Origin of the sequence: Bifidobacterium santillanense, from assembly GCF_018555385.1 — a bacterium.
GTDB classification, from domain to species: Bacteria; Actinomycetota; Actinomycetes; order Actinomycetales; family Bifidobacteriaceae; genus Bifidobacterium; species Bifidobacterium santillanense.
The window spans coordinates 60,569-81,149 of the sequence record NZ_JAFEJS010000013.1 but is presented as its reverse complement, the minus strand read 5'-3'; the positions used below and the strand labels follow the sequence as shown (position 1 = coordinate 81,149).

General features: G+C 65.9%; 16 protein-coding genes. 15 read left to right on the top strand and 1 reads right to left on the bottom strand.

Annotated features, from left to right (window positions below; all coding sequences use genetic code 11):
- Positions 1-436: 436 nt before the first annotated feature.
- From JS528_RS10325 to pstB, 11 genes are all read left to right on the top strand, one after another.
- A complete protein-coding gene (locus JS528_RS10325; RefSeq protein WP_214358959.1) occupies positions 437-1,771 on the top strand; it encodes a C1 family peptidase in 1,335 nt (444 codons plus the stop codon).
- A 305-nt stretch (positions 1,772-2,076) separates the two neighbouring features.
- Positions 2,077-3,207 (top strand): 3-deoxy-7-phosphoheptulonate synthase, encoded by a 1,131-nt coding sequence (locus JS528_RS10320; protein WP_214358958.1) that lies wholly within the window; start codon positions 2,077-2,079, stop codon positions 3,205-3,207.
- A 212-nt stretch (positions 3,208-3,419) separates the two neighbouring features.
- Positions 3,420-4,613 (top strand): 3-deoxy-7-phosphoheptulonate synthase, encoded by a 1,194-nt coding sequence (locus JS528_RS10315; RefSeq protein WP_214358957.1) that lies wholly within the window; start codon positions 3,420-3,422, stop codon positions 4,611-4,613.
- A 273-nt stretch (positions 4,614-4,886) separates the two neighbouring features.
- Positions 4,887-6,206 carry an MFS transporter gene (locus tag JS528_RS10310; protein WP_214358956.1) on the top strand — a complete coding sequence of 440 codons (1,320 nt, stop codon included), beginning with the start codon at positions 4,887-4,889 and terminating at the stop codon, positions 6,204-6,206.
- Positions 6,207-6,567: 361 nt separating this feature from the next.
- Positions 6,568-7,278, top strand: a complete 711-nt coding sequence (gene mtnN / locus JS528_RS10305; protein WP_214358955.1) for a 5'-methylthioadenosine/S-adenosylhomocysteine nucleosidase — start codon at positions 6,568-6,570, stop codon at positions 7,276-7,278.
- A gap of 177 nt (positions 7,279-7,455) precedes the next feature.
- On the top strand, positions 7,456-8,754 hold the full coding sequence (locus tag JS528_RS10300) for a sensor histidine kinase (RefSeq protein ID WP_214358954.1): 1,299 nt from the start codon (positions 7,456-7,458) through the stop codon (positions 8,752-8,754).
- A 232-nt stretch (positions 8,755-8,986) separates the two neighbouring features.
- The gene (locus JS528_RS10295) at positions 8,987-9,697 is read left to right on the top strand and encodes a response regulator transcription factor (RefSeq protein ID WP_214358953.1); all 711 of its coding nucleotides are present in this window, start codon (positions 8,987-8,989) and stop codon (positions 9,695-9,697) included.
- A gap of 292 nt (positions 9,698-9,989) precedes the next feature.
- Complete coding sequence (locus JS528_RS10290; protein ID WP_214358952.1) at positions 9,990-11,123, top strand: phosphate ABC transporter substrate-binding protein PstS; 1,134 nt, start codon at positions 9,990-9,992, stop codon at positions 11,121-11,123.
- A 175-nt stretch (positions 11,124-11,298) separates the two neighbouring features.
- Positions 11,299-12,228, top strand: coding sequence for a phosphate ABC transporter permease subunit PstC (gene pstC / locus JS528_RS10285; protein ID WP_214358962.1), 930 nt, complete (start codon positions 11,299-11,301; stop codon positions 12,226-12,228).
- Positions 12,228-13,220, top strand: a complete 993-nt coding sequence (gene pstA, locus JS528_RS10280) for a phosphate ABC transporter permease PstA (protein WP_214358951.1) — start codon at positions 12,228-12,230, stop codon at positions 13,218-13,220. Before pstC ends, pstA begins: the two co-directional genes overlap by 1 nt.
- Before the next feature lie 51 nt (positions 13,221-13,271).
- Positions 13,272-14,051, top strand: coding sequence for a phosphate ABC transporter ATP-binding protein PstB (gene pstB / locus JS528_RS10275; RefSeq protein WP_214358950.1), 780 nt, complete (start codon positions 13,272-13,274; stop codon positions 14,049-14,051).
- 731 nt (positions 14,052-14,782) lie between these two features.
- Here the strand turns inward: pstB and JS528_RS10270 are convergent.
- Complete coding sequence (locus JS528_RS10270) at positions 14,783-16,177, bottom strand: NCS2 family permease (RefSeq protein ID WP_214358949.1); 1,395 nt, start codon at positions 16,175-16,177, stop codon at positions 14,783-14,785.
- A 294-nt stretch (positions 16,178-16,471) separates the two neighbouring features.
- Here JS528_RS10270 and JS528_RS10265 point away from each other — a divergent pair, with 294 nt between their 5' ends.
- The 4 genes from JS528_RS10265 (at position 16,472) to JS528_RS10250 (ending at position 20,579) form a co-directional block, all read left to right on the top strand.
- On the top strand, positions 16,472-17,392 hold the full coding sequence (locus JS528_RS10265; protein ID WP_214358948.1) for a hypothetical protein: 921 nt from the start codon (positions 16,472-16,474) through the stop codon (positions 17,390-17,392).
- Between the two features lie 485 nt (positions 17,393-17,877).
- Entirely contained in the window at positions 17,878-18,399 is a 522-nt protein-coding gene (rplJ, locus tag JS528_RS10260) for a 50S ribosomal protein L10 (RefSeq protein WP_043164609.1), read from the top strand.
- Positions 18,400-18,523: 124 nt separating this feature from the next.
- Complete coding sequence (rplL, locus tag JS528_RS10255) at positions 18,524-18,904, top strand: 50S ribosomal protein L7/L12 (protein WP_214313971.1); 381 nt, start codon at positions 18,524-18,526, stop codon at positions 18,902-18,904.
- 208 nt (positions 18,905-19,112) lie between these two features.
- Entirely contained in the window at positions 19,113-20,579 is a 1,467-nt protein-coding gene (locus tag JS528_RS10250; RefSeq protein ID WP_338069786.1) for an FHA domain-containing protein, read from the top strand.
- Positions 20,580-20,581: the final 2 nt, after the last annotated feature.

The window sequence follows — 20,581 nt, the reverse complement described above, 5'->3', positions numbered from 1 at the left end:
CCGCCGAGCAGTCCGAAGCCAAGTGACGCCCGCCGAATAGTCGTCTAGTCGTCACGGCGTACGTGCCCTTCCATTGTGAGGTGGAAGGGCACTTCGCGTATTGGCCGCAAACGCGCATGCTCCCGCGTTCCCAAGTCCGGAATGCGTAACATACCCGCGCTTCCCGAGTCCGGAACACGCGACATACCAACGTTTCCCGAGTCCGGCCGATATGGACGATGCGCGACCGTAGGCTTGGCCGAGCGGCCTGGAGCGTGTCGCGCATCGTCCATATCGGCCGGACTCCCACGCGCGTGACTTGCCGGACTCCAACGGTCGTATCCACGCTCGTACCCACAGCCGTGACCTGCCAACCCCGGCACGGGACTCAATCGTCGCTCAATAGTAAGGTGGTCCCCGGCAACAACCCACAAGGTCAACAAAAGGAGAACCAGATATGACCACTCTGCAGCCGTTGAGCAACGACGCGCTGTCCGCCCTGCGCGACGAGTTCGACGCGGACGGCACCAACCGCATGGCGATGAACGCGGTCACCGCCGCCGGCATCAACACCGTCGCCAAGAACTACGATCGCGCCCGCCTGCTGCAGCGCCGATTCTCCACCGTCGTCGACAACGGCGAGGCCACCCATCAGGACCGCTCCGGCCGCTGCTGGCTGTTCAGCTCCCTGAACGTCGCCCGCTTCGTCGCCAAGAAGAACCTCGGCCTCAAGGAGTTCGAGTTCTCCCAGAACTACGCGATGTACTACGACAAGCTCGAGCGCATCAACTACTTCCTGCAGGACGTCGCCGCCCTCGTGCGCGCCGGCGAGCCCGCCGACTCCCGTCTGATCCAGCACCTGCTCGCCGACGTGATGGGCGACGGCGGTCAGTGGACGATGGCGATGAACGTCTACAAGAAGTACGGCGCCGTCCCGAAGGACCTCTACCCGGAGACCGCCTCCTCGAAGAACACCGGCGAGATGAACACGCAGCTGCGCCACATGCTGCACACCGCCGTCGCGCACATGTACGCCGACCAGTCCTCGATCGACGAGACGATCGCCGAGGCCCGTTCCGCCGGCCACCGCATCCTGACGATCCACCTGGGCGAGCCGCCGGTCTCCTTCGACTGGGAGTGGACCGACAAGGACGGCGAGTTCCACCGCGACGGCGAGATCACGCCGCAGGAGTTCTGGAAGAAGTACGTCGGCTCCGCCGATCTCGAAAGCTACGTCTGCCTCGTCGACGACCCGCGTCAGGAGCACCCGAAGGGCAAGAAGATCGCCATCGAGCACCTGGGCAACGTGGCCGGCGGCGACGCCACCGAGTACCTCAACGTCCCGAACCAGTTCATGAAGGACTGCGTCAAGCAGATCCTCGTCGAGCAGGGCATCCCGGTGTGGTTCGGCGCCGACTGCCACCCGTTCATGGACCGCGAGTCCGGCGCGTGGGCGACCGACCTGTTCGAGTACGGCTCGATCTACGACTTCGACTTCGACCTCGACAAGGAGGCGCGCGTCCGCTTCGCCGACTCCGCGATGAACCACGCGATGGCCTTCGCCGGCGTCGACGTCGCCGAGGACGGCTCCACCCGCCGCTGGCGCGTCGAGAACTCCTGGGGCACCCAGATCGCCGACAAGGGCTACTTCACGATGAGCGACGACTGGTTCACCGAGTACGTCTACGAGGTCGCCGTCCCGAAGGCCCTCCTGCCCGAGGAGTACCTCAAGGCCCTCGAAGAGGACGCCATCTCCCTGCCGGCGTGGGATCCGATGGGAGCTCTCGCCTGAAGCTCCGCTTCATGCGAGAGCTAGGAGCCGGAAACAGAAAACAGCCCGGTGGGCTGTTTTCCCGGCTCCCCGGACGACAGTCCGGTCAACATGCATGCCGTAAGGCAAACAGCCCGCCGGGCTGCCCGTAGGCATGGCCCGCGGCCATAAACCCGCCGAATCCGGCCGATCGTTCCACAGGACGGTCGGTCGTTTCGTTTTCCGGCGTATCCTCACTACAGTGGTGGCTTTGTCGCATAAGCGCACCACATGCATGACGTACAGCGCGCGGAATCCCCGCGCATATACGAGAAAGGAGAGTCGGCATGGCAGCACTTCGTGGCCCGGATAGTTCCGAGGACGTACAGCGTTTGGGGGAGCACGCCGTCTTTCCCGAGACCGTCGACGTCAACATCCGTCAGCTCGACCCGATCCCCGCGCCCCGCGCGTTCCTCAAGGAGCTTCCGCTCACCAGGCAGATGAGCGATCTGGTCCTCACCTCCCGCCAGGAGATCCGCGACATCCTGCACGGCCGCGACGACCGTCTGCTCGTCATCGTCGGCCCCTGCTCGATCCACGATCCGAAGGCCGCGCACGAGTACGCGACCAAGCTCGCCGCCGTCGCCAAGGAGCTCGACGACCGTCTGCTCGTCGTCATGCGCGTCTACTTCGAGAAGCCGCGCACCACGATCGGCTGGAAGGGCCTGATCAACGATCCGGATCTCGACGGCCGCTTCAACATCCGCAAGGGCATGTGGCTGGCCCGCAAGGTCCTGACCGACGTGCTCAACCTCGGCCTGCCCACCGCGACCGAATGGCTCGACCCGATCACCCCGCAGTACATCTGCGATCTGATCAGCTGGGGTGCGATCGGCGCGCGCAACACCGAAAGCCAGGTCCATCGCGAGCTCGCGTCCGGCCTGTCGATGCCGGTCGGCTTCAAGAACGCGACCGACGGCTCGATCAAGCCGGCCGCCGACTCCTGCTACGCCGCCGCGTTCGAGCACCACTTCCTGTCCATCAACCTCGACGGCCGCGTCATCTCCGCCGAGACCAAGGGCAACCCCGACTGCCATCTGGTCCTGCGCGGCTCGAACCACGGTCCGAACTACGACCGCGAGTCCGTCGCCCAGGCGCTCGCGGACCTCAAGAAGTCGAAGGCGTCCGGCCCGAGCGAGCACGGCCTCATCATCGACGCCGCGCACGGCAACTGCGGCAAGGACGAGGTGCGCGAGGCCGAGGTCGTCGAGGAGATCGCCGAGCGCGTCGCCCAGGGCGAACAGGGCATCCTCGGCGTGATGATGGAGAGCTTCCTCGTCGCCGGCCATCAGAAGCCCGCCCCGCTCGACCAGCTGGTCTACGGCCAGTCCGTCACCGACTCGTGCGTCCCGTGGGACCGCACGGAGGAGCTGCTGCGCACGCTCGCCGACGCCGTCAGCGCCCGTCGCGCCCTCTGACCTGCGCAGAGAATCGTTCTCAATAGCATCCGTGTGAGCCTTGACGTTCCGTCGATCGCACGTGATATCGCCCGAATCGGCCGTTTCAAGCCGTTTCGGGCGATGTTCGTTTGTGCGGGAATGTGCGATGCGTACACACGGATGCTATTGAGAACGATTCTCTGCAAGCCGAGCCGCTATGCTGGAGGTCGGATAGTACGCAAAGGGAGACGATGACCATGCAGCAGCAGCCGCTCAACAAGCCGGAGGACCTCAAGGCGATTCAGGACGCGATGGACGCGGGCAAGAACCCGCTCGTCGCCACGGATGTGCCGCGCTGGGAGGATCAGGTCGGCATCAGCCGCATCGTCAACCGCCGCGTCCTCGAGTTCGAGGTGCTGCCCACCCCGGCGCAGGTCCTCGCCGACCTGCCGCTCACGAGCGAGGCGCAGGAGATCGTCGCCTACTCGCGCGACGAGATCCGCGCCTGCCTGTACGGGCAGGACGACCGTCTGCTCGTCATCGTCGGCCCGTGCTCGGTGCACGATCCGGCCGCCGCGCTCGATTACGCGCGCCGTCTCGCCAAGCTCAAGGACGAGCTCGACGAGCATCTGCTCATCGTCATGCGCGTCTACTTCGAGAAGCCCCGCACCACCGTCGGCTGGAAGGGCCTGATCAACGATCCGGACATCGACGGCTCGTGCAACATCAAGAAGGGCCTGCTGCTCGCCCGCCGCACCCTGCTCGGCGTGCTGGGGGAGGGGCTCGCCGCCGCGACCGAGTTCCTCGAGCCGACCAGCCCGCAGTTCATTGCCGACGCCGTCAGCTGGGGGGCGATCGGCGCGCGCAACACCGAAAGCCAGGTCCATCGCCAGCTGGCCAGCGGCCTGTCGATGCCGATCGGCTTCAAGAACGCGACCGACGGCTCGGTCAAGGCCGCGTCCGACTCCTGCTTCGCCGCCGCCCAGCAGCACACGTTCTTCGGCATCGACCACATGGGCCGCGCCGCCGTCGTCAAGACGCTCGGCAACCCCGATTGCCACGTCGTCCTGCGCGGCTCGAGCTCCGGCCCGAACTACGGCCGCGAGGACGTCGCCGCCGCGCTCGAGACGATCCGCAAGCGCATGCCGGCCGACTCCGCCGCCGCGCACGGCCTGATCGTCGACTGCTCGCACGGCAACTCCGGCAAGGACGAGCACCGTCAGGCCGAGGTCGTGCGCGAGATCGCCGCACGCATCGCCGCGGGGGAGCGCGGCATCACCGGCGTGATGATGGAGAGCTTCATCGAGGGCGGCAACCAGCCCGCCGCGCCGCTGGGCCAGCTCGTCTACGGCAAGTCGATCACCGACAAGTGCATCAGCTGGCCCGAGACGGAGCGCCTGCTGCGCACCCTCGCCGAGGCCGTCGCCACGCGCCGCTGGAACTGAGCCCCGCCGCGACACGGGTTGCATCGTGGACTGAGACGCGTCCACTATGTGAGCTCTCTTACCGTTGCCTCCGTTATTGGGGTAGACCTAGACACCAGCACAGCGGTGTGCGGACGCCGCTGCAGCCACAAGCCGACAGTCGGCATACGTCCGCACACCCCGCGAATCGCATGCGGCGGAGCCTCCCGGCAACTTCGGGACCGGGTCCGCATGCGACCATCTATCTGAGAGACCCGGCGCATGGTCGTCGGGATATAGAGGGGTATATCAATCATGTCCGCTACCGCAGTCGCGTCCGACTCCACCAAGGTGAAAAAGGACTCGGTGCCGGAGATCATCGCCGCGTCGATGGTCGGCACCGCCATCGAGTTCTACGACAACTACTGCTACTCCATCGCGTCCGCCAGCTACTTCGGCGCGATCTTCTTCCCGGCCGCCACCAAGGCCAACCCGGCCATCGGCACGATGCTCGCGTTCCTGACGTTCGCCGTGTCGTTCCTCGCCCGTCCGTTCGGCTCGATGCTGTTCGGTCACTTCGGCGACAAGATCGGCCGCAAGACCACCCTCGTCGTCGCTCTGATGACGATGGGCATCTCGACGTTCCTCGTCGGCTGCCTGCCCGGCTACGACCAGTTCGGCATCTACGCCATCATCATCCTGTGCCTCTGCCGCGCCTGCCAGGGCGTCGGTCTGGCCGGTGAGTGGTCCGGCGCCGCGCTCGTCGCCACCGAGAACGCCCCGGCCCACAAGCGCGCCCTGTACGGCTCCTTCCCGAACCTCGGCGCCCCGATCGGCTTCTTCTGCGCCTACGGCCTGAACCTGCTGCTCGACACCACCCTCGGCCCCGACAAGATGCAGGCCTGGGGCTGGCGCATCCCGTTCCTGTGCTCCGCCGTCCTCGTCATCATCGGCCTGTACGTGCGTCTGCGCATGACCGAGACCCCGATCTTCCGCAAGGCCGTCGCCAACGACCGCGTCGTCAAGCACCCGCTGCGCGCCCTCGTGCCGTACTGGAAGGAAGTCCTCCTCGGCACCTTCGCGATGGGCATCACCTACACCCTGTTCTACGTGCTCGGCACCTGGTCCCTGAGCTACGGCGTCAAGGTCATGCAGCCGGCCTTCACGCAGAACGAGTACCTCGCGATGCAGATGACCTCCGTGGTCTTCTTCGCGATCTTCATCCTCATCTCCTGCATCTACTCCGACCGCATCGGCCGCAAGAAGGTGCTCATCACCACGACCGCCCTGACGCTCGTGTTCTCGCTGTTCGCGATGAACCTCCTGCACCACAACGTCGTCACCGTGATGATCTTCCTGTGCGTCGGCTTCGCCCTGATGGGCTGCCTGTTCGGACCGTGCGGCGCCTACCTGCCCGAGCTGTTCCCGACCAACGTGCGCTACTCCGGCGCGGGACTCAGCTACAACCTCGCCGCCATCCTCGGCGGCGCGTTCGCCCCGACCATCGCCACCGCACTGGTCCAGGCGACCGGCTCCGTGGTGTCCGTCGGCTGGTACATGGCCATCATGGCCGCCCTCGCCCTGATCGCGCTCTTCCTCATCAAGGAGAGCAAGGACAAGGACTACGAAGCCTGAGGTTGTAAATACATCTGGTCCGCGGAGGGCCGCGATATCCTGTTCCCGACACGCTCAAGGCCGCTCGGCCAAGCCTACGGTCGGGAACAGGATATCGCGGCCCTCCGCTCCGTTTTTGCGGGGAGCGACGATGGGTGCGTCGTTACCTCTGTTCGTGCGAAACGTTCCGTTTTTTGACGTAGGTGAGTGAGGTGGTGGCATCCGCTGTTCGCGACCGTAGGCTTGGCCGAGCGGCCTTGAGCGTGTCGCGAACAGCGGATGCCACCACCTCACGGCCGTCAGCGCAGACGTGACAGTCCCGCCAAACTCAGCTACGCTCGGGAATGGAACACAAGCGAAATCGAGCGTAAGGAGAACGGACATGGCCAGGACGATTGCGATCATCGGGGCGTTGGACGAGGAGGTGGCGCTCATCGCCAAGGCGCTCGACGGCGTCGAGCACGACCGGGCGGCGAGCCTCGACGTGGCCCGCGGCACCGTCGTCACGAACGCCGGCGAGAGCGTGACCGTCGTCGCCACCGTCGGCGGCATGGGACTGGTCAACGCGGCCGCCACCACCCAGCATCTGATCGGCACGTACAAGCCCGACGCCGTGGTCTTCTCCGGCATCGCCGGCAACCTCAACACGCACCTGCACATCAACGACGTCGTCCTCGGCGGCACGCTGCGCTACCTCGACACCGACATGCGCCTCGTGGGCCAGTGGAAGCCCGGCACCGCCGAGCATCCGGTCGAGGAGTTCCACTCCGACGAGCACCTGCTCGCGCTCGCCGACGAGGCCCTGACGGCCGCCGGCATCACGCACATCACCGGCATCATCGCGTCCGGCAACTACTTCGTCGACACCGACGCGCAGGTGCGCAAGGTCGTCCACGACACCGGCGCCGACGCGGTCGAGATGGAGGGCGCCGCCGTCGCGCAGGTCGCCGCGCGCAACGACGTGCCCGCGCTCGTCATCCGCGCCCTGTCCGACAACGCGGACACCGACTACGAGGTCTTCAGGGAGTTCGACATCAGCGAGTACGCCGACACCGCCGCGCGTCTCGCCGTCGACATCGTCAGGCGCCTGTAGTACGGCCGTTCCGCCGCGCGTCCGCGCCCATCGCGCCCCGCGGCGGAAGGACGTCTCCCAAGATGAACATCTGCTGAACTTACGTAGTGAGCATCGTGCCGCAACGTCGCGGCCGGCTATCGTGGATGGTCGAAACCGGGAAACGGAACCGGCACGTTCGGGAGGTGACAGTGCGACATGGTATGGCAGATCATGGCGGGGATCTTCTTCGCCGTCGTCACGATGGCGATCGGATACTACAACGGGCTCGAGCGCGGCGAGCGTCTCGGCCGTGAGACGCGGCCGCACGCGGAGACCGAGCTGTCCGAGGACGAGGTGCTGTTCGGCACGGAGCCGACCGTGCGCGCCGCCGAGGAGTCGTTCGTGCGCGCGATGCCGGAGGCCGTCGTGCTGGTCGACGGCGAGGGCACGGTCGTCTACGTAGGCGATCGCGCCGCCGACCTCGGCCTCGTCGCGTCGGGCCGGCTCGTCGACGAGGACGCGAGCGGCATCCTCGCGCGCGTCGTCGCCGACGGCAAGTCGCGCGAACGCGAACTCGAGCTGCCGATCGACCCCGACCACGCCGGAACGCCGGTCATCCCCGGCAATTCCGGGCATGGCGTGCAGGCGGGGGAGCGGATGCCGTCCAACACCCGCTATCTGAAGGTGCGCATCAGCGCGATCGGCGACGACCGGTACGCGATGTTCATCGGCGACATGAGCGAGCAGCGCCGGTTCGAGGCGATGCGCCGCGACTTCATGACGAACGTCTCGCACGAACTCAAGACGCCCGCCGGCGCGATCTCCCTGCTCGCCGAGACGATCGGCGACGCCGCGGACGATCCGGACGCCGTGCGCTACTTCGCCGGACGCGTGTCGAAGGAGTCGACGAGGCTCACCGAACTGGTCCACCGCCTGATCGACCTGCAGAAGGCGCAGGACGCGACCGGCGTGCTCGACGCGAAGCGTCTGTCCGTGCTGGCCGTCGCGCGCAACGCGATCGCCGAGAACCAGGTGCAGGCCGACGGCCGGCACATCGAGCTCGATCTCTCGTTCGAGGGGAAGCCGGTCCCGACCGTCGCTCCCGAGGCCGACGGTGCCGAGGAAAGCGCGGGAACGGACACCGACTCGCCGGACGTGCACGTCTCGTGCGACGAGGAGGCGATCACCACGGCCGTGAAGAACCTCATCGAGAACGCGATCCACTATTCGCCCGAGCATACGACGGTGCGCATCGCCGTGGCGACGAAGGATGACGGGAGCAAGGTCGCGATCCGCGTGATCGATCAGGGCATCGGCATCCCGCCCGAGTCGATCGACCGCATCTTCGAACGCTTCTACCGCGTCGATCCCGCCCGCTCGCGCCAGACCGGCGGCACCGGTCTGGGACTCGCGATCACCAAGCACTGCGTCGCCGACTGCGGCGGCACGGTCTCCGTGTGGTCGCACGAGGGCGAGGGCTCCACCTTCACCATCGAGCTGCCCACCGTCAAATGACGGCCGTGAGCGAATAACGTAGTGTCCACTTCCCATCCACCCCACGGGCGAACGAATCTCCGGCGCAGGCCAACGGGTCAAACGATTTTCGACCCCCGTATGCCGTTACGTAGCTTGGTCGAACCTCGAATGAACAGGCGGCGAACGGCTAGGATGGTGCGGGTAGCTCACAGGATTTTCACATGAACTCGAACTTGGTCTCGAACCGAACAGTCGAACAGGAAAGGCGATCATGACGCGCATTCTCATCGTGGAAGACGAGGAATCCTACAGGGAACCGCTGGTCTACCAGCTCACACGCGAGGGGTATGACGTGTCCGCCGCGGCCACCGGCGAGGAGGGGCTCGAGCTGTTCACCAAGGGCGGCATCGACTTCGTCCTGCTCGACCTGATGCTCCCCGGCATCGACGGCACCGCGCTGTGCCGGCGCATCCGCGAGCAGAGCCGCGTGCCGATCATCATGCTCACCGCCAAGAGCGCGGAGATCGACAAGGTCGTCGGCCTCGAGATCGGCGCCGACGACTACGTGACCAAGCCGTACTCGTTCCGCGAGCTGCTCGCCCGCATCCGCGCGGTCATGCGCCGCAACCAGCAGCCGGCCGGCGCGGCCGACGGCTCCAGCGCCGGCGACGACATCCCGCTCACGTGCGGCGACATCTCGATGCAGGTCGGCCAGCACCAGGTCACCGTGCGCGGGCAGAACGTGTTCTTCCCGCTCAAGGAGTTCGAGCTGCTCGAGTACCTCCTGCAGAACAAGGGCCGCGTCATGACCCGCCACCAGCTCATCGACCGCATCTGGGGATCCGATTACGTCGGTGACACCAAGACCCTCGACGTGCACGTCAAGCGCGTGCGCGCCAAGATCGAGGAGGATCCGAGCCATCCGAAGTACCTGACCACCGTGCGCGGCCTCGGCTACAAGATCGACCAGCCCACGGCCTGAGACGTCCGTGCGATCGTCCCCGCGGGATCCCGCGGACCGACATCCGCGGGCCGACGTCGTTCCGGTTCCCCTCCGTGAGGGGAGCCGAGTCGTATGCGCGGATATGTGCGAACAAACTACGCCGAACCGGCCGAAAACGACGTAGCCATATATCTCGGATTGTTCATCCTCCGTTCACCGGTTTCGGTCTTTCCCCCGCGGCAACGCCAATACGCTTGTAGATGTCAAGAAATGACGGGCGGCGCCCAGCAGCATCAACGACGTCGCCGAGTTAGTTGAATGAGGGAAAGAAATGCGTAAGAACATCTTCGTGCGCTCCATCGCCGCGATCTCCGGCATCGTCATGCTGGCCGGCCTTGCCGCCTGCGGCGACAACACCGCCTCCACCACTTCCAGCAACGGCTCTTCTTCCGATACCACCAAGTCCGAGCCGATCTCCGGCAACTTCCAGGGCGCCGGCGCCTCCTCCCAGCAGGCCGCCGTCGAGGCTTGGGTCGCCGGCTTCCAGGGCACCAACCCGGACGCCAAGATCGCCTACAACCCGACCGGTTCCGGCGCCGGCGTGACCACCTTCCTGACCGGTGCCACCGCGTGGGCCGGCTCCGACAAGGCCCTCGCCTCCGACGAGGTCTCCAAGTCCGAGGCCGTGTGCGCCTCCGGCGCGGCCTTCGACGTCCCGGTCTACATCTCCCCGATCGCCGTGGTCTTCAACCTCAAGGGCATCTCCGACGCCGGCAAGCACATCAACATGGACGCCTCCACCATCGCCAAGATCTTCGACGGCAAGATCACCAAGTGGAACGATCCGGCCATCGCCGACCAGAACAAGGACCTCAAGCTCCCGGACACCGCGATCACCGTCGTGCACCGCTCCGATAAGTCCGGCACCACCCAGAACTTCGTGTCCTACTTCAAGGACGCTGCCCCGAACGACTGGTCCTACGACCTGTCCGAGAACTGGCCGAACTCCGTCGGCCAGGGCGCCAAGGGCACCTCGGGCGTGATCTCCACCGTCCAGCAGGCCGACGGCACCATCGGCTACGCCGACTTCTCCCAGGTCGGCAAGCTGGGCACCGTGGCCGTGAAGGTCGGCGACTCCTACAACGAGATCTCCGCCGAGGGCGGCTCCAAGGTCATCGAGGACTCCAAGCTCGACGAGTCCGCCACCGGCGACAACCGCGTGGTCGTCAAGATCAACCACGAGACCACCGCCAAGGGCGCCTACCCGATCGTCCTCGTGTCCTACATGATCGCCTGCCCGGCCTACAAGGACACCAAGACCGCCGAGTTCGTCAAGTCCTGGCTCACCTACGTCACCTCCGACGAGGGCCAGAAGACCGCTCAGGACGCCGCCGGCTCCGCGCCGCTGCCGTCCAGCCTGACCTCCAAGGTCACCAAGTCCATCGAGGCCATCAAGACCAAGTGATGACGGTCCGACCGAAGACCGGACATCCAGTCGGATAGCAACCAACCCCGAGCCGCAGTCGTTTCGACGGCTGCGGCTCGGGCCGGTCGAAGGTCGAAACGCATCACACCCCGAATCCCATCCGTCAGGAATTCCTTAAGGAGAATTCGTGAGTTCGCAGCAAGACAAGTCGGTCATGCAGCCGGCTGGCGGCAAGACCGCCGACAAGGTCTTCAGGGGCGTGGCGTACGCCTGCGGCATCCTGATCCTCGTCGTGCTCGCCGCCGTGTTCCTCTTCCTGTTCTTCCGTGCGTGGCCGCTCATCGGCGGTGACCAGAAGGCGAACAGTGACACCATTTCCAGCTTCACCGGCGGCGCCACGAACAACTTCTGGGGCTACGTGCTCCCGCTGCTGTTCGGCACCGTGCTCGTGTCCATCCTCGCCCTGCTGATCGCGTTCTTCATCTCGATCGGCATCGCCCTGTTCATCTCCCACTACGCGCCGAAGAACATCGCCACCGCCCTGAGCTACGTGGTCGATCTGCTCGCCGCCATCCCCTCCGTCATCTACGGTCTGTGGGGCGGCCTGATCCTGGTCCCGGCCATCTACCCGTTCTGGAACTGGGTGTCCACCTACCTTGGCTGGATCCCGCTGTTCGCCGGCCCGGCCGCCAACCCGCAGCGCACCGTCGGCACCGTCGCGGTGGTCCTCGCCGTCATGATCCTGCCGATCATCACCTCGATGTCGCGCGACATCTTCCTCCAGACCCCGACCCTCCAGCAGGAGGCCGCCTACGGTCTGGGCGCCACCAAGTGGGAGATGATCAAGCTCGCGGTGATCCCGTTCGGCAAGTCCGGCATCGTGTCCGCCTCCATGCTGGCCCTCGGCCGCGCGCTCGGCGAGACGATGGCCGTGTTGATGATCCTGTCGCCGGGCCTGACCTACTCCATCAAGCTGCTGCAGGCCTCCCAGAACCAGACCATCGCCGCCAACATCGCCGCGCAGTACCCGGAGGCCAACGACCTCGGCGTCTCCGCCCTGATCGGCACCGGTCTGATCCTGTTCCTCATCACCTTCGTGGTCAACTTCGCCGCGCGTAAGATCACCGAGAAAGCGAGCGTCTGATGGCTGAAGCAGCAAAGAAGAAGAACCTCGACGGCGCTCCCGTCATCGACTTCGACAAGTTCCGTCCGACCCGCTCCTCCGAGAACGCCCGCAAGCGCAAGGACTACTTCATGACCGGCCTGATCGGTCTGTCCTTCGTGATCGCCTGCATCCCGCTGATCTCCGTCCTGTGGACGACCCTCGTCAACGGCTTCAAGCGTCTGAACCTCAACTTCCTGTCCTACAACATGACCGGTGTGGTCGGCGGCAACCCGACCCCGTCCGGCGGCTACGGCGGCGTCCTGCACGCCATCATCGGCACGCTGGAGATCACCGGCGGCGCCATGCTGATCTCCATCCCGATCGGCATCATGTGCGCCGTGTACCTCGTCGAGTACGCCCACGGCGGCAAGCTCGCGATGACGATCTCCCTGCTCGTCGACGTGATGAGCGGCATCCCGTCCATCGTCGCCGGCCTGTTCGCCTTCTCGATGTTCACCATCGTGTTCGGCCCCGGTACGATCAACGGCTTCGAGGGCTCCGTGGCACTGTCCCTGCTGATGCTGCCGACCGTCGTCAAGTCCTGCGAGGAGATGCTCAAGATCGTCCCCAACGACCTGCGCGAGGCCTCGCTGGCTCTGGGCGTCACCAAGCAGCGCACGATCACCAAGATCGTGCTGCGCACCGCCCTGCCGGGCATCGTCTCCGGCTGCATCCTCGCCATCGCGCGAGTGATCGGCGAGACCGCGCCTCTGCTCATGACCGCCGGCTACATCGCCTCCACGAACGTGAACCTGTTCTCCGGCCAGATGACGACCCTGCCGGTCTACGTCTACCAGGAGTACTCCAAGCTCAACGCGAACTGCCCGGTCAACGCCGACGCCTCCTGCGTGCCGACCATCCCGATGGAACGCTCCTGGGCCGCTGCGCTCGTGCTGATCATCATCGTCCTGCTGCTCAACCTGATCGGCCGCGTGGTCGCCAAGGTCTTCGCGGTCAAGACCGAGCGCTGACCGGCCTCCACCCGCTATTCTTAGGAATGTCAAGGAAATAAAGGAAACATCATGGGACAACGTATTGACGTCAACCACGAGAACATCTACTACGGCGACTTCCTCGCCGTGGAGGATGTGAACATCAACATCGAGGCGAACAAGGTCACCGCCTTCATCGGCCCGTCCGGCTGCGGCAAGTCCACCGTGCTGCGCACGCTCGACCGCATGCACGAACTCATCCCCGGCGCCCACGTCGAGGGCGAGGTCCTGCTCGAGGGCAAGAACCTGTACGACAAGGACGTGGACCCGGTCTCCGTCCGCCGCGACGTCGGCATGGTCTTCCAGCGCCCGAACCCGTTCCCGACCATGTCCATCCGCGAGAACGTGCTCGCCGGCGTGCGCCTGAACAACAAGCACATCAGCAAGTCCGACGCCGACGACCTCGTCGAGTGGGCGCTTCGCGGCGCCAACCTCTGGAACGAGGTCAAGGATCGTCTCGACAACCCGGGCATCGGCCTGTCCGGCGGCCAGCAGCAGCGTCTGTGCATCGCGCGCGCCGTCGCCGTGCACCCGCAGGTCGTCCTGATGGACGAGCCGTGCTCCGCCCTCGACCCGATCTCCACGCTCGCCGTCGAGGATCTGATCAACGAGCTCAAGAGCGACTACACCATCGTGATCGTCACGCACAACATGCAGCAGGCCGCCCGTATCGCCGACTACACCGCCTTCTTCAACCTGAAGGCCGTCGGACAGCCGGGCCACCTCGAGTACTTCGCGGACACCACCACGATGTTCAACAACCCGCAGAACGCCGAGGCCGAGCGCTACATCTCCGGCCGCTTCGGCTGATCGCGCGACGGATATCGCCGTCATCCCTGGAAAGCCCCGTTCCGGTTCATCCGGACGGGGCTTTTCCCGTATATCCGGGTCCCTCGGGCCCGCTCAGACGCCCAAGGGCCTTGCTCTCGCAGCGCCGCGAGATCGAAGCCGCTCGCGCCCGCTCCCAGATGCCCAAGGGCCTTGCACCGCGTGTGATGATTATCCGGCCTGGAAGCTTATGGCGTTCCCGCACTACCCGTCTGCAACTCCCTCGCGCCCATCCGGCCACGCTCGGCGAGAGATTTCCGCCACGATATGGCGTGCATCTCTCGCCTGCACGGCTCTCGGCGAGATTTTGCCGCCGCCCTATGGCACATATCTCTCGCTAGGGCTTCTTGGCGAGAGATTTCCTCCATCGTGTGGCGCATATCTCTCGCCAGGACGGTCCTCCGCGAGAGATGCATGCCACCGTGTGTCGAGAATCTCTCGCCACGGTGGTTCTCCGCGGGAGATGCGTGCCACCAACCGGCAGAAAACTCTCGGCCGGGAGGTTGCGGCGGCATGTCGGGGCCCTACGGATGCCGTGAGGCGCGACGGGAAGGGCATGGACCCCTAGCCGGGGAAGGGGAGGCATGGGTCCGGGCCCGTGAGGGGCCGACGGAGCCGTCCCGGAGTGCCCGGATACGAAGGATCCCCGCACCGGGAAGGCCGGATGCGGGGATCGGGTGGTCACGCGGCCGTGGGGCCGCATCGACGGGGCGTCACAGGATCGCCATGCACACGAAGTCGATGATGAACAGCGCGGACACGATCCAGATGATCGGGTGGACCTCCTTGGCCTTGCCCTTGCAGGTCTTCACGATGCAGTACATGATGAAACCGCCGGCGATGCCGTAGGAGATGGAGTAGGAGAACGCCATGAACGCGGTGGCGAAGAACGCCGGGATCGCCGCGGAGACGTCGGTCCAATCGATCTCCTTGAGGGACGCGGCCATCATGCAGCCGACGATCACCAGCACGCCGGCGGTCGCGGCGGACGGCACGGCGGAGATGATCGGCGCGAAGAAGATGGACAGCGCGAAGCAGATGGAGACGACCACGGAGGTCAGGCCGGTGCGGCCGCCCGCCGCGATGCCCGCGGAGGACTCGACGTACGTCGTGGTGTTCGAGGTGCCGAAGATCGCGCCGATGGAGGTGGCGATCGAGTCGGCGAACAGGGCGCGGTCCATCTTGGAGGAGAAGCCGGAGCCGTTCTCGAGGGCCTTCTCGTCCTCGAGGGAGAAGATGCCGGTGCGGCGTCCGGTGCCGAGGAACGTGCCGAGCGTGTCGAACGTGTCGGACATCGAGAACGCGAAGATCGTGACGATCACGAGCGGGAGCCTGCCCGGATCGGAGAACAGCGCCGGGAAGCCGGCGGGCGTGAAGATCGCGCCGAGGGTGGTCGGCAGCTCGGAGAACGTCTGGGACAGGGACTGCGAGGAGCCGAAGTTGGTCACGCCGAACGGGATGCCGATGACGGTGGTGATGGCGATGGCCAGCAGCATGCCGCCCTTGACCTTCATCACGGTGAACACGATGGCCAGCAGCAGGCCGATGAGGAACACCCACAGCACCGGGTCGTTGAACGTGGCCAGGCCCGGCGTGGCGGCGGTGGCGAGGCCCTTGCCGGCGGCCTTCGCGTCCTTCGGGGTGAAGGTGATGAGACCGACGTTGAGCATGCCGACGTACGCGACGAACAGGCCGATGCCGCCGCCGATCGCCTGCTGCAGCTGCTCCGGGATGGCCATGATGATCATCTTGCGGATCTTGGTGACGGTGATCAGGATGTTGATCAGGCCGCACAGGAACACCATGCACATCGTCTCCTGCCAGGTGAAGCCGAGGCCGAAGCAGACGGTGTAGGTGAAGAACGCGTTGAGGCCCATGCCGGCGGCCTGGGCGTACGGCACGTTGGCGAACAGGCCCATGATGAGCGTGCCGATGATCGCCGCGATGATCGTGGCGAGGAAGACGCCGCCCCACGGCATGCCGGTCTGGGACAGGATCTGCGGGTTGACGACGATGATGTACGCCATCGCGAAGAACGTGGTCAGACCGGCCAGGATCTCGGTCGAGACCGTCGTTCCGCTCTCCTTCAAATGGAAGAACTGCTCCATTATCTCTTCTTTCCTTGTTCCTTGGGTTGTACGGGACCTCGTTCGCCGCGGTCGCGTTCGCGCTGTCGCGGCGGGGATGTCCCGGCGAGGATTGCGACTCGCCCCGGCCCGTGTCGTCGTGCGTGCGCGCACGCGCATGGTCGGCCGGAACCGTCGCCGATTATATCGCGGGCGTATTGCGCCGCTTCGCCCGGCCGTGGCTAGACTGTGTGCTGGAAACGCCGCGGCCGCGAATCGGTTCGATGCCGGAGGGCCGCCGGAGGCGATGCGAGCAGGACGAGAGGGGAAGAGAACATGGCCAAGCAGCCCGTCGAGGTGTCGATCCGAGCATGGAAGAAGAATGCGGTGAAGCCGGGCGCCGAGCGGGGGCGCGTGCTGCTCATGCCCGGCACCGGCTACAACTGCGACCGCCCGCTCCTGTATTGGTCGGCGCAGGCGCTGGTCGAGAACGGATGGCGCATCGACCGCATGAACGTCGCGCACGCCTCCGACGACCTGTCCGCCGTGATCCCCGTCATCAACAGGGCGATCGACGGCTGGGTAGCCTCCGCGCGCGCCTCCGCGTCCGCCGCTCCTGCCGCCGCTCCTGCCGCCGCTGCGTCCGATCCTGCGGAATCGGACGTTCCCGCCCCCGAAAAGCCCCGATTTTCGTCCGATCCTATAGGGTCGGACGCGACGGAGGCCGAGAAGGGGCGCGTTGCGTCCGGTTCCGTAGGATCGGACGTCCTGCCGCCCCGTGCGCCCCGACTGCTGCTGATCGGCAAGTCGTTGACGACGATGACCTATCCGCACGTCGCCACGAGCTACGGTCTGCCGTTCGTGCTGCTGACCCCGGTGCTGCACCACGCCGACTTCGATCCGTCCGCCCGGGTGATCCCGGTCCCGCGTGTCGGCGACGACATCATGGCCGAGTCCGACGCCCCGTCCGTCGACGTCGCGAGGGCGGTCGCCGGGGACGACGCCGCCGCGCTTGCGGGCGGCGAGGCCGAGCTGGAGCGCTGGCGCATCTCGCGCTACCCGGGCCCCGCGCCGCTGGTGTGCGCCGGCACCGCAGACCCGTTCTACGACCGCGCCCGCGCCAACGCCCTGACCCCGCACGTGCACGAGTACCCGGACGCGAACCACTCGATCGAGGTCCCCGGCCACTGGCGCCGCTCCCTCGACTACCTCAAGGAGGTCGCCGCCTCTGTCGCCCAATACGCCGCGACTTTATGACGGACAGTCCGGTGGGCTGTCCGCGTAGGCCGCAGGGGAGACGACAGCTGACCCCATCCCGGTCATGTTCACATGACGGCGAGGAATCGAAAGTGACGTAATGACGAACCGAGGGGCGGGGCCCGATGCGCATCGCCGGACCGTAGGCTTGGCCGAACGGCCTTGAGTGTGTCCGGCGATGCGCATCGGGCCCCGCCCCGGTCGCGTACGCGACAACATCCGCGACAACAAGCGCGACACGCCGAGACCCATCCTTGTCCGCACCGGACCGTAACTTATCCACTCGTAAACCACAGACCGTTGGTTGGGGCGCGCATGCGCTCCCGAAGTTTGGTTCGCCAAGCCAGCGCAGGTTGAGAGATGTAAGCCCGTTACGGGCAGCCGGAAACGGCCTTATGTTGCTCTGCCTGCGTGCAGGGCTTTTTTATTGCCCGCATGGCGCGCCGGATCGAAAAGGATCAACGGCCGATCTAGGAAGGAACGCCATGAAGAGGCCCGAAAAGGAAGCGGTGGTTGCCCAGCTTACGGCTCAGTTCCGTGCTGCTGACGCGATCTACCTCACCGAGTACCGCGGGCTTACCGTTCCGCAGGTCAGTGATCTGCGCGAAAAGCTAGGCCGCGATACTTCCTACACCGTGGCAAAGAACACGCTGGCACGTATCGCCGCCAAGGAAGCGGGCATCGAGGGTCTCGACGAGATCCTTTCCGGCCCGACCGCCATCACCTTCGTGAAGGGCGACTTCATCGAGGCTGCGAAGACCATCCGTGACTTCGCCAAGACCAACAAGGCCCTTGTCATCAAGGGCGGTTACGCCGACGGCACCGTCTACGACGCCGAAGGTGCGACCAAGCTGGCGGATCTCAAGTCCCGCCCGCAGCTGCTCGCCGAGTTCGCCGGCGACATCAAGGCTACGATGTCCAAGGCCGCGTACCTGTTCAACGCCCTGCCGACCAAGGCCGTGCGTACGATCGATGCGCTGCGCGAGAAGCAGGAGAAGGCTGCCTGATCATCTGGCAGGCCCTAGCGGCCGCCGCGTGATCGTCCAGTCGGACCCGAAAAAGAAATAGAATTTTAGGTGACGGGCAACCTCTTCAACCCCAACCCGTCGCCATGATTGAAAGGAAGCCATTATGGCTAAGTTCACCCAGGATGAGCTGCTGGAAGCCTTCGGTGAAATGACCCTCGTCGAGCTCTCCGAGTTCGTGAAGGCCTTCGAGGAGAAGTTCGACGTCGAGGCTGCCGCTCCGGCCGCCGTCGCCGTTGCCGCCGCCCCGGCCGCTGCCGCCGAGGAAGAGGAGAAGACCGAGTTCGACGTCGTCCTCTCCGCCGTTGGCGACAAGAAGATCCAGGTCATCAAGGCTGTCAAGGCCATCACCGGCGCCGGCCTGGCCGATGCCAAGGGCATGGTTGACGGCGCTCCGACCACCATCCTCGAGAAGGCCAAGAAGGAAGACGCCGAGAAGGCGAAGTCCCAGCTGGAAGAGGCTGGCGCCACCGTCGAGCTCAAGTGATTGTCGCGGCCTGAGGCCGCACATCATCGCTCAACTTAGCGCGTGAAACCCCGCATCCGCTTCGTGCCGGTGCGGGGTTTCGTCAATTCGTGGGTGGATAATACGGCAAATGCCGAAAATGCCGGTGCGGCATGACAGAATAAGCAATAGTGTGTGGATGCGAACACGCTCTCGGCATGAGGATGCGAAGGAAAGGAAGGCCGACACGGTGAGTGACCATACGACGAGCCAGTGGCGGGTGAAGGTCAATGGCGGCAACCAGGTCGGCGTGCGTCCGGGCGAGAGCCTCGAAATCGGCCGCAAGCCGTTGCGTCCGCTGCCCGACGACGGCGTCGCTCGACTGGAGGTCGAGGATTCCGCCAAATCGATGTCGAAGCGCCATGCGCTGCTCACCGTCACCGAGGACGGCGATGCGCTGCTGCGCGATCTCAATTCCACCAACGGATCCTACGTGGTCAACTCGGACGGCGAACTCATGCGTCTGCCCGCCGGCCGCGACTTCCCTCTGCCGACCTCCCCGATCCGTCTGCAGTTCGGCGATGTGCCGATCGACTTCATGCGCGTCGACCAGCCCGAGCCTGCGGTCAAGCCGTTTACGCCCCACGTGCCGAACCTGTTCGACTATTCGTCGCCGACCACCGTCCGTCAGGAGCCGGAGGCCGCCGACATGTCCGTCGACGACATCCTCGACCTGCGTGCCGGCGAGCCGACCGCGGTCTTCAACGCGACCTCGGCCGCGCCCGTCAGGTCCCTGGCCGGCACCGAGCCGTCGCCGGACTCGGACGACGAGCCCCAGTCCGATTTCCATGTGGAGGTGGACTTCCCGTCCGTCGATCCCGTGAGCGCCGCCGCGGAGGCGGAGTCGGAGATCTCCGAGACGTCCGATTCGCTGGCGGTGCCCGGCGTCTCCGCGCCCGTGGCCGAGGCGCACACCGCGCCCGAGGAGCGGCCCGTCGTGCAGGACGCGCCGCAGGACTTCGAGCCGGCCCCGATCCATCAGCCCGTTCAGCCGGTCGAACAGCCCGTCCGGAACGCCGGCGACGATCATCATCCCGATTCGATGCCGCTGCGCGTGGACGATCCGAACGCGAAGCCCGCGCCGCGCGACCTCTTCGCCGATGCGATGAACGGCGTGCCGGACGATGCCGGCGATGCGTCCGAACCCGAGGACGCCGAGGCCGCCCCGGCCGCCGGAATCGCCGGCGCCGGCGCCGACGTCCGCGTCTCCCGGACCGTCGCGCCCACGACCACCGGAGTCGTCTCGGCCTTCGCCGTCCAGGACAACACCGTGCCGATGGAGAACCAGCCGGCCCAGAACCAGCCGCAGCCGGTCGAGACCGTCGTGGATCAGGCGCTCGCCGCCCGCGCCGCGGGCCCCGCCTTCGATCCGGAACCCGGCTCCGTGTTCGAGAAGGTCTCGAACGGAGACTTCGAGCGTCCTCCGCAGATCATCGAGGTCGACGGATACACCTCCGAGGACGCCCGTCACACCACCGACATGACCAGGCAGTTCGAGATGGCCCGTCACCGCGAGCTGCTGCCGTTCCTCGCGATGAACCCCGCGCTCTACGACGACCTGTACGCCTGGCTCGCCGCGCAGGGCAACCACGACATCGACGAGGCGCTCGCGCACAACGCGGGCTACCAGGATTACCGTGAAGCGGTAGGAAAGTGAGT

What these genes read in the sequence shown, in the direction of transcription:
- mtnN (WP_214358955.1), top strand. Translation starts at nt 6,568, where the DNA reads ATGGCCAGGACGATTGCGATCATCGGGGCGTTGGACGAGGAGGTGGCG.
- pstC (WP_214358962.1), top strand. Translation starts at nt 11,299, where the DNA reads ATGCAGCCGGCTGGCGGCAAGACCGCCGACAAGGTCTTCAGGGGCGTG.
- JS528_RS10310 (WP_214358956.1), top strand. Translation starts at nt 4,887, where the DNA reads ATGTCCGCTACCGCAGTCGCGTCCGACTCCACCAAGGTGAAAAAGGAC.
- JS528_RS10315 (WP_214358957.1), top strand. Translation starts at nt 3,420, where the DNA reads ATGACCATGCAGCAGCAGCCGCTCAACAAGCCGGAGGACCTCAAGGCG.
- rplJ (WP_043164609.1), top strand. Translation starts at nt 17,878, where the DNA reads ATGAAGAGGCCCGAAAAGGAAGCGGTGGTTGCCCAGCTTACGGCTCAG.
- pstB (WP_214358950.1), top strand. Translation starts at nt 13,272, where the DNA reads ATGGGACAACGTATTGACGTCAACCACGAGAACATCTACTACGGCGAC.
- pstA (WP_214358951.1), top strand. Translation starts at nt 12,228, where the DNA reads ATGGCTGAAGCAGCAAAGAAGAAGAACCTCGACGGCGCTCCCGTCATC.
- JS528_RS10265 (WP_214358948.1), top strand. Translation starts at nt 16,472, where the DNA reads ATGGCCAAGCAGCCCGTCGAGGTGTCGATCCGAGCATGGAAGAAGAAT.
- JS528_RS10270 (WP_214358949.1), bottom strand. Translation starts at nt 16,177, where the DNA reads ATGGAGCAGTTCTTCCATTTGAAGGAGAGCGGAACGACGGTCTCGACC.
- JS528_RS10290 (WP_214358952.1), top strand. Translation starts at nt 9,990, where the DNA reads ATGCGTAAGAACATCTTCGTGCGCTCCATCGCCGCGATCTCCGGCATC.
- JS528_RS10320 (WP_214358958.1), top strand. Translation starts at nt 2,077, where the DNA reads ATGGCAGCACTTCGTGGCCCGGATAGTTCCGAGGACGTACAGCGTTTG.
- JS528_RS10295 (WP_214358953.1), top strand. Translation starts at nt 8,987, where the DNA reads ATGACGCGCATTCTCATCGTGGAAGACGAGGAATCCTACAGGGAACCG.
- JS528_RS10300 (WP_214358954.1), top strand. Translation starts at nt 7,456, where the DNA reads ATGGTATGGCAGATCATGGCGGGGATCTTCTTCGCCGTCGTCACGATG.
- rplL (WP_214313971.1), top strand. Translation starts at nt 18,524, where the DNA reads ATGGCTAAGTTCACCCAGGATGAGCTGCTGGAAGCCTTCGGTGAAATG.
- JS528_RS10325 (WP_214358959.1), top strand. Translation starts at nt 437, where the DNA reads ATGACCACTCTGCAGCCGTTGAGCAACGACGCGCTGTCCGCCCTGCGC.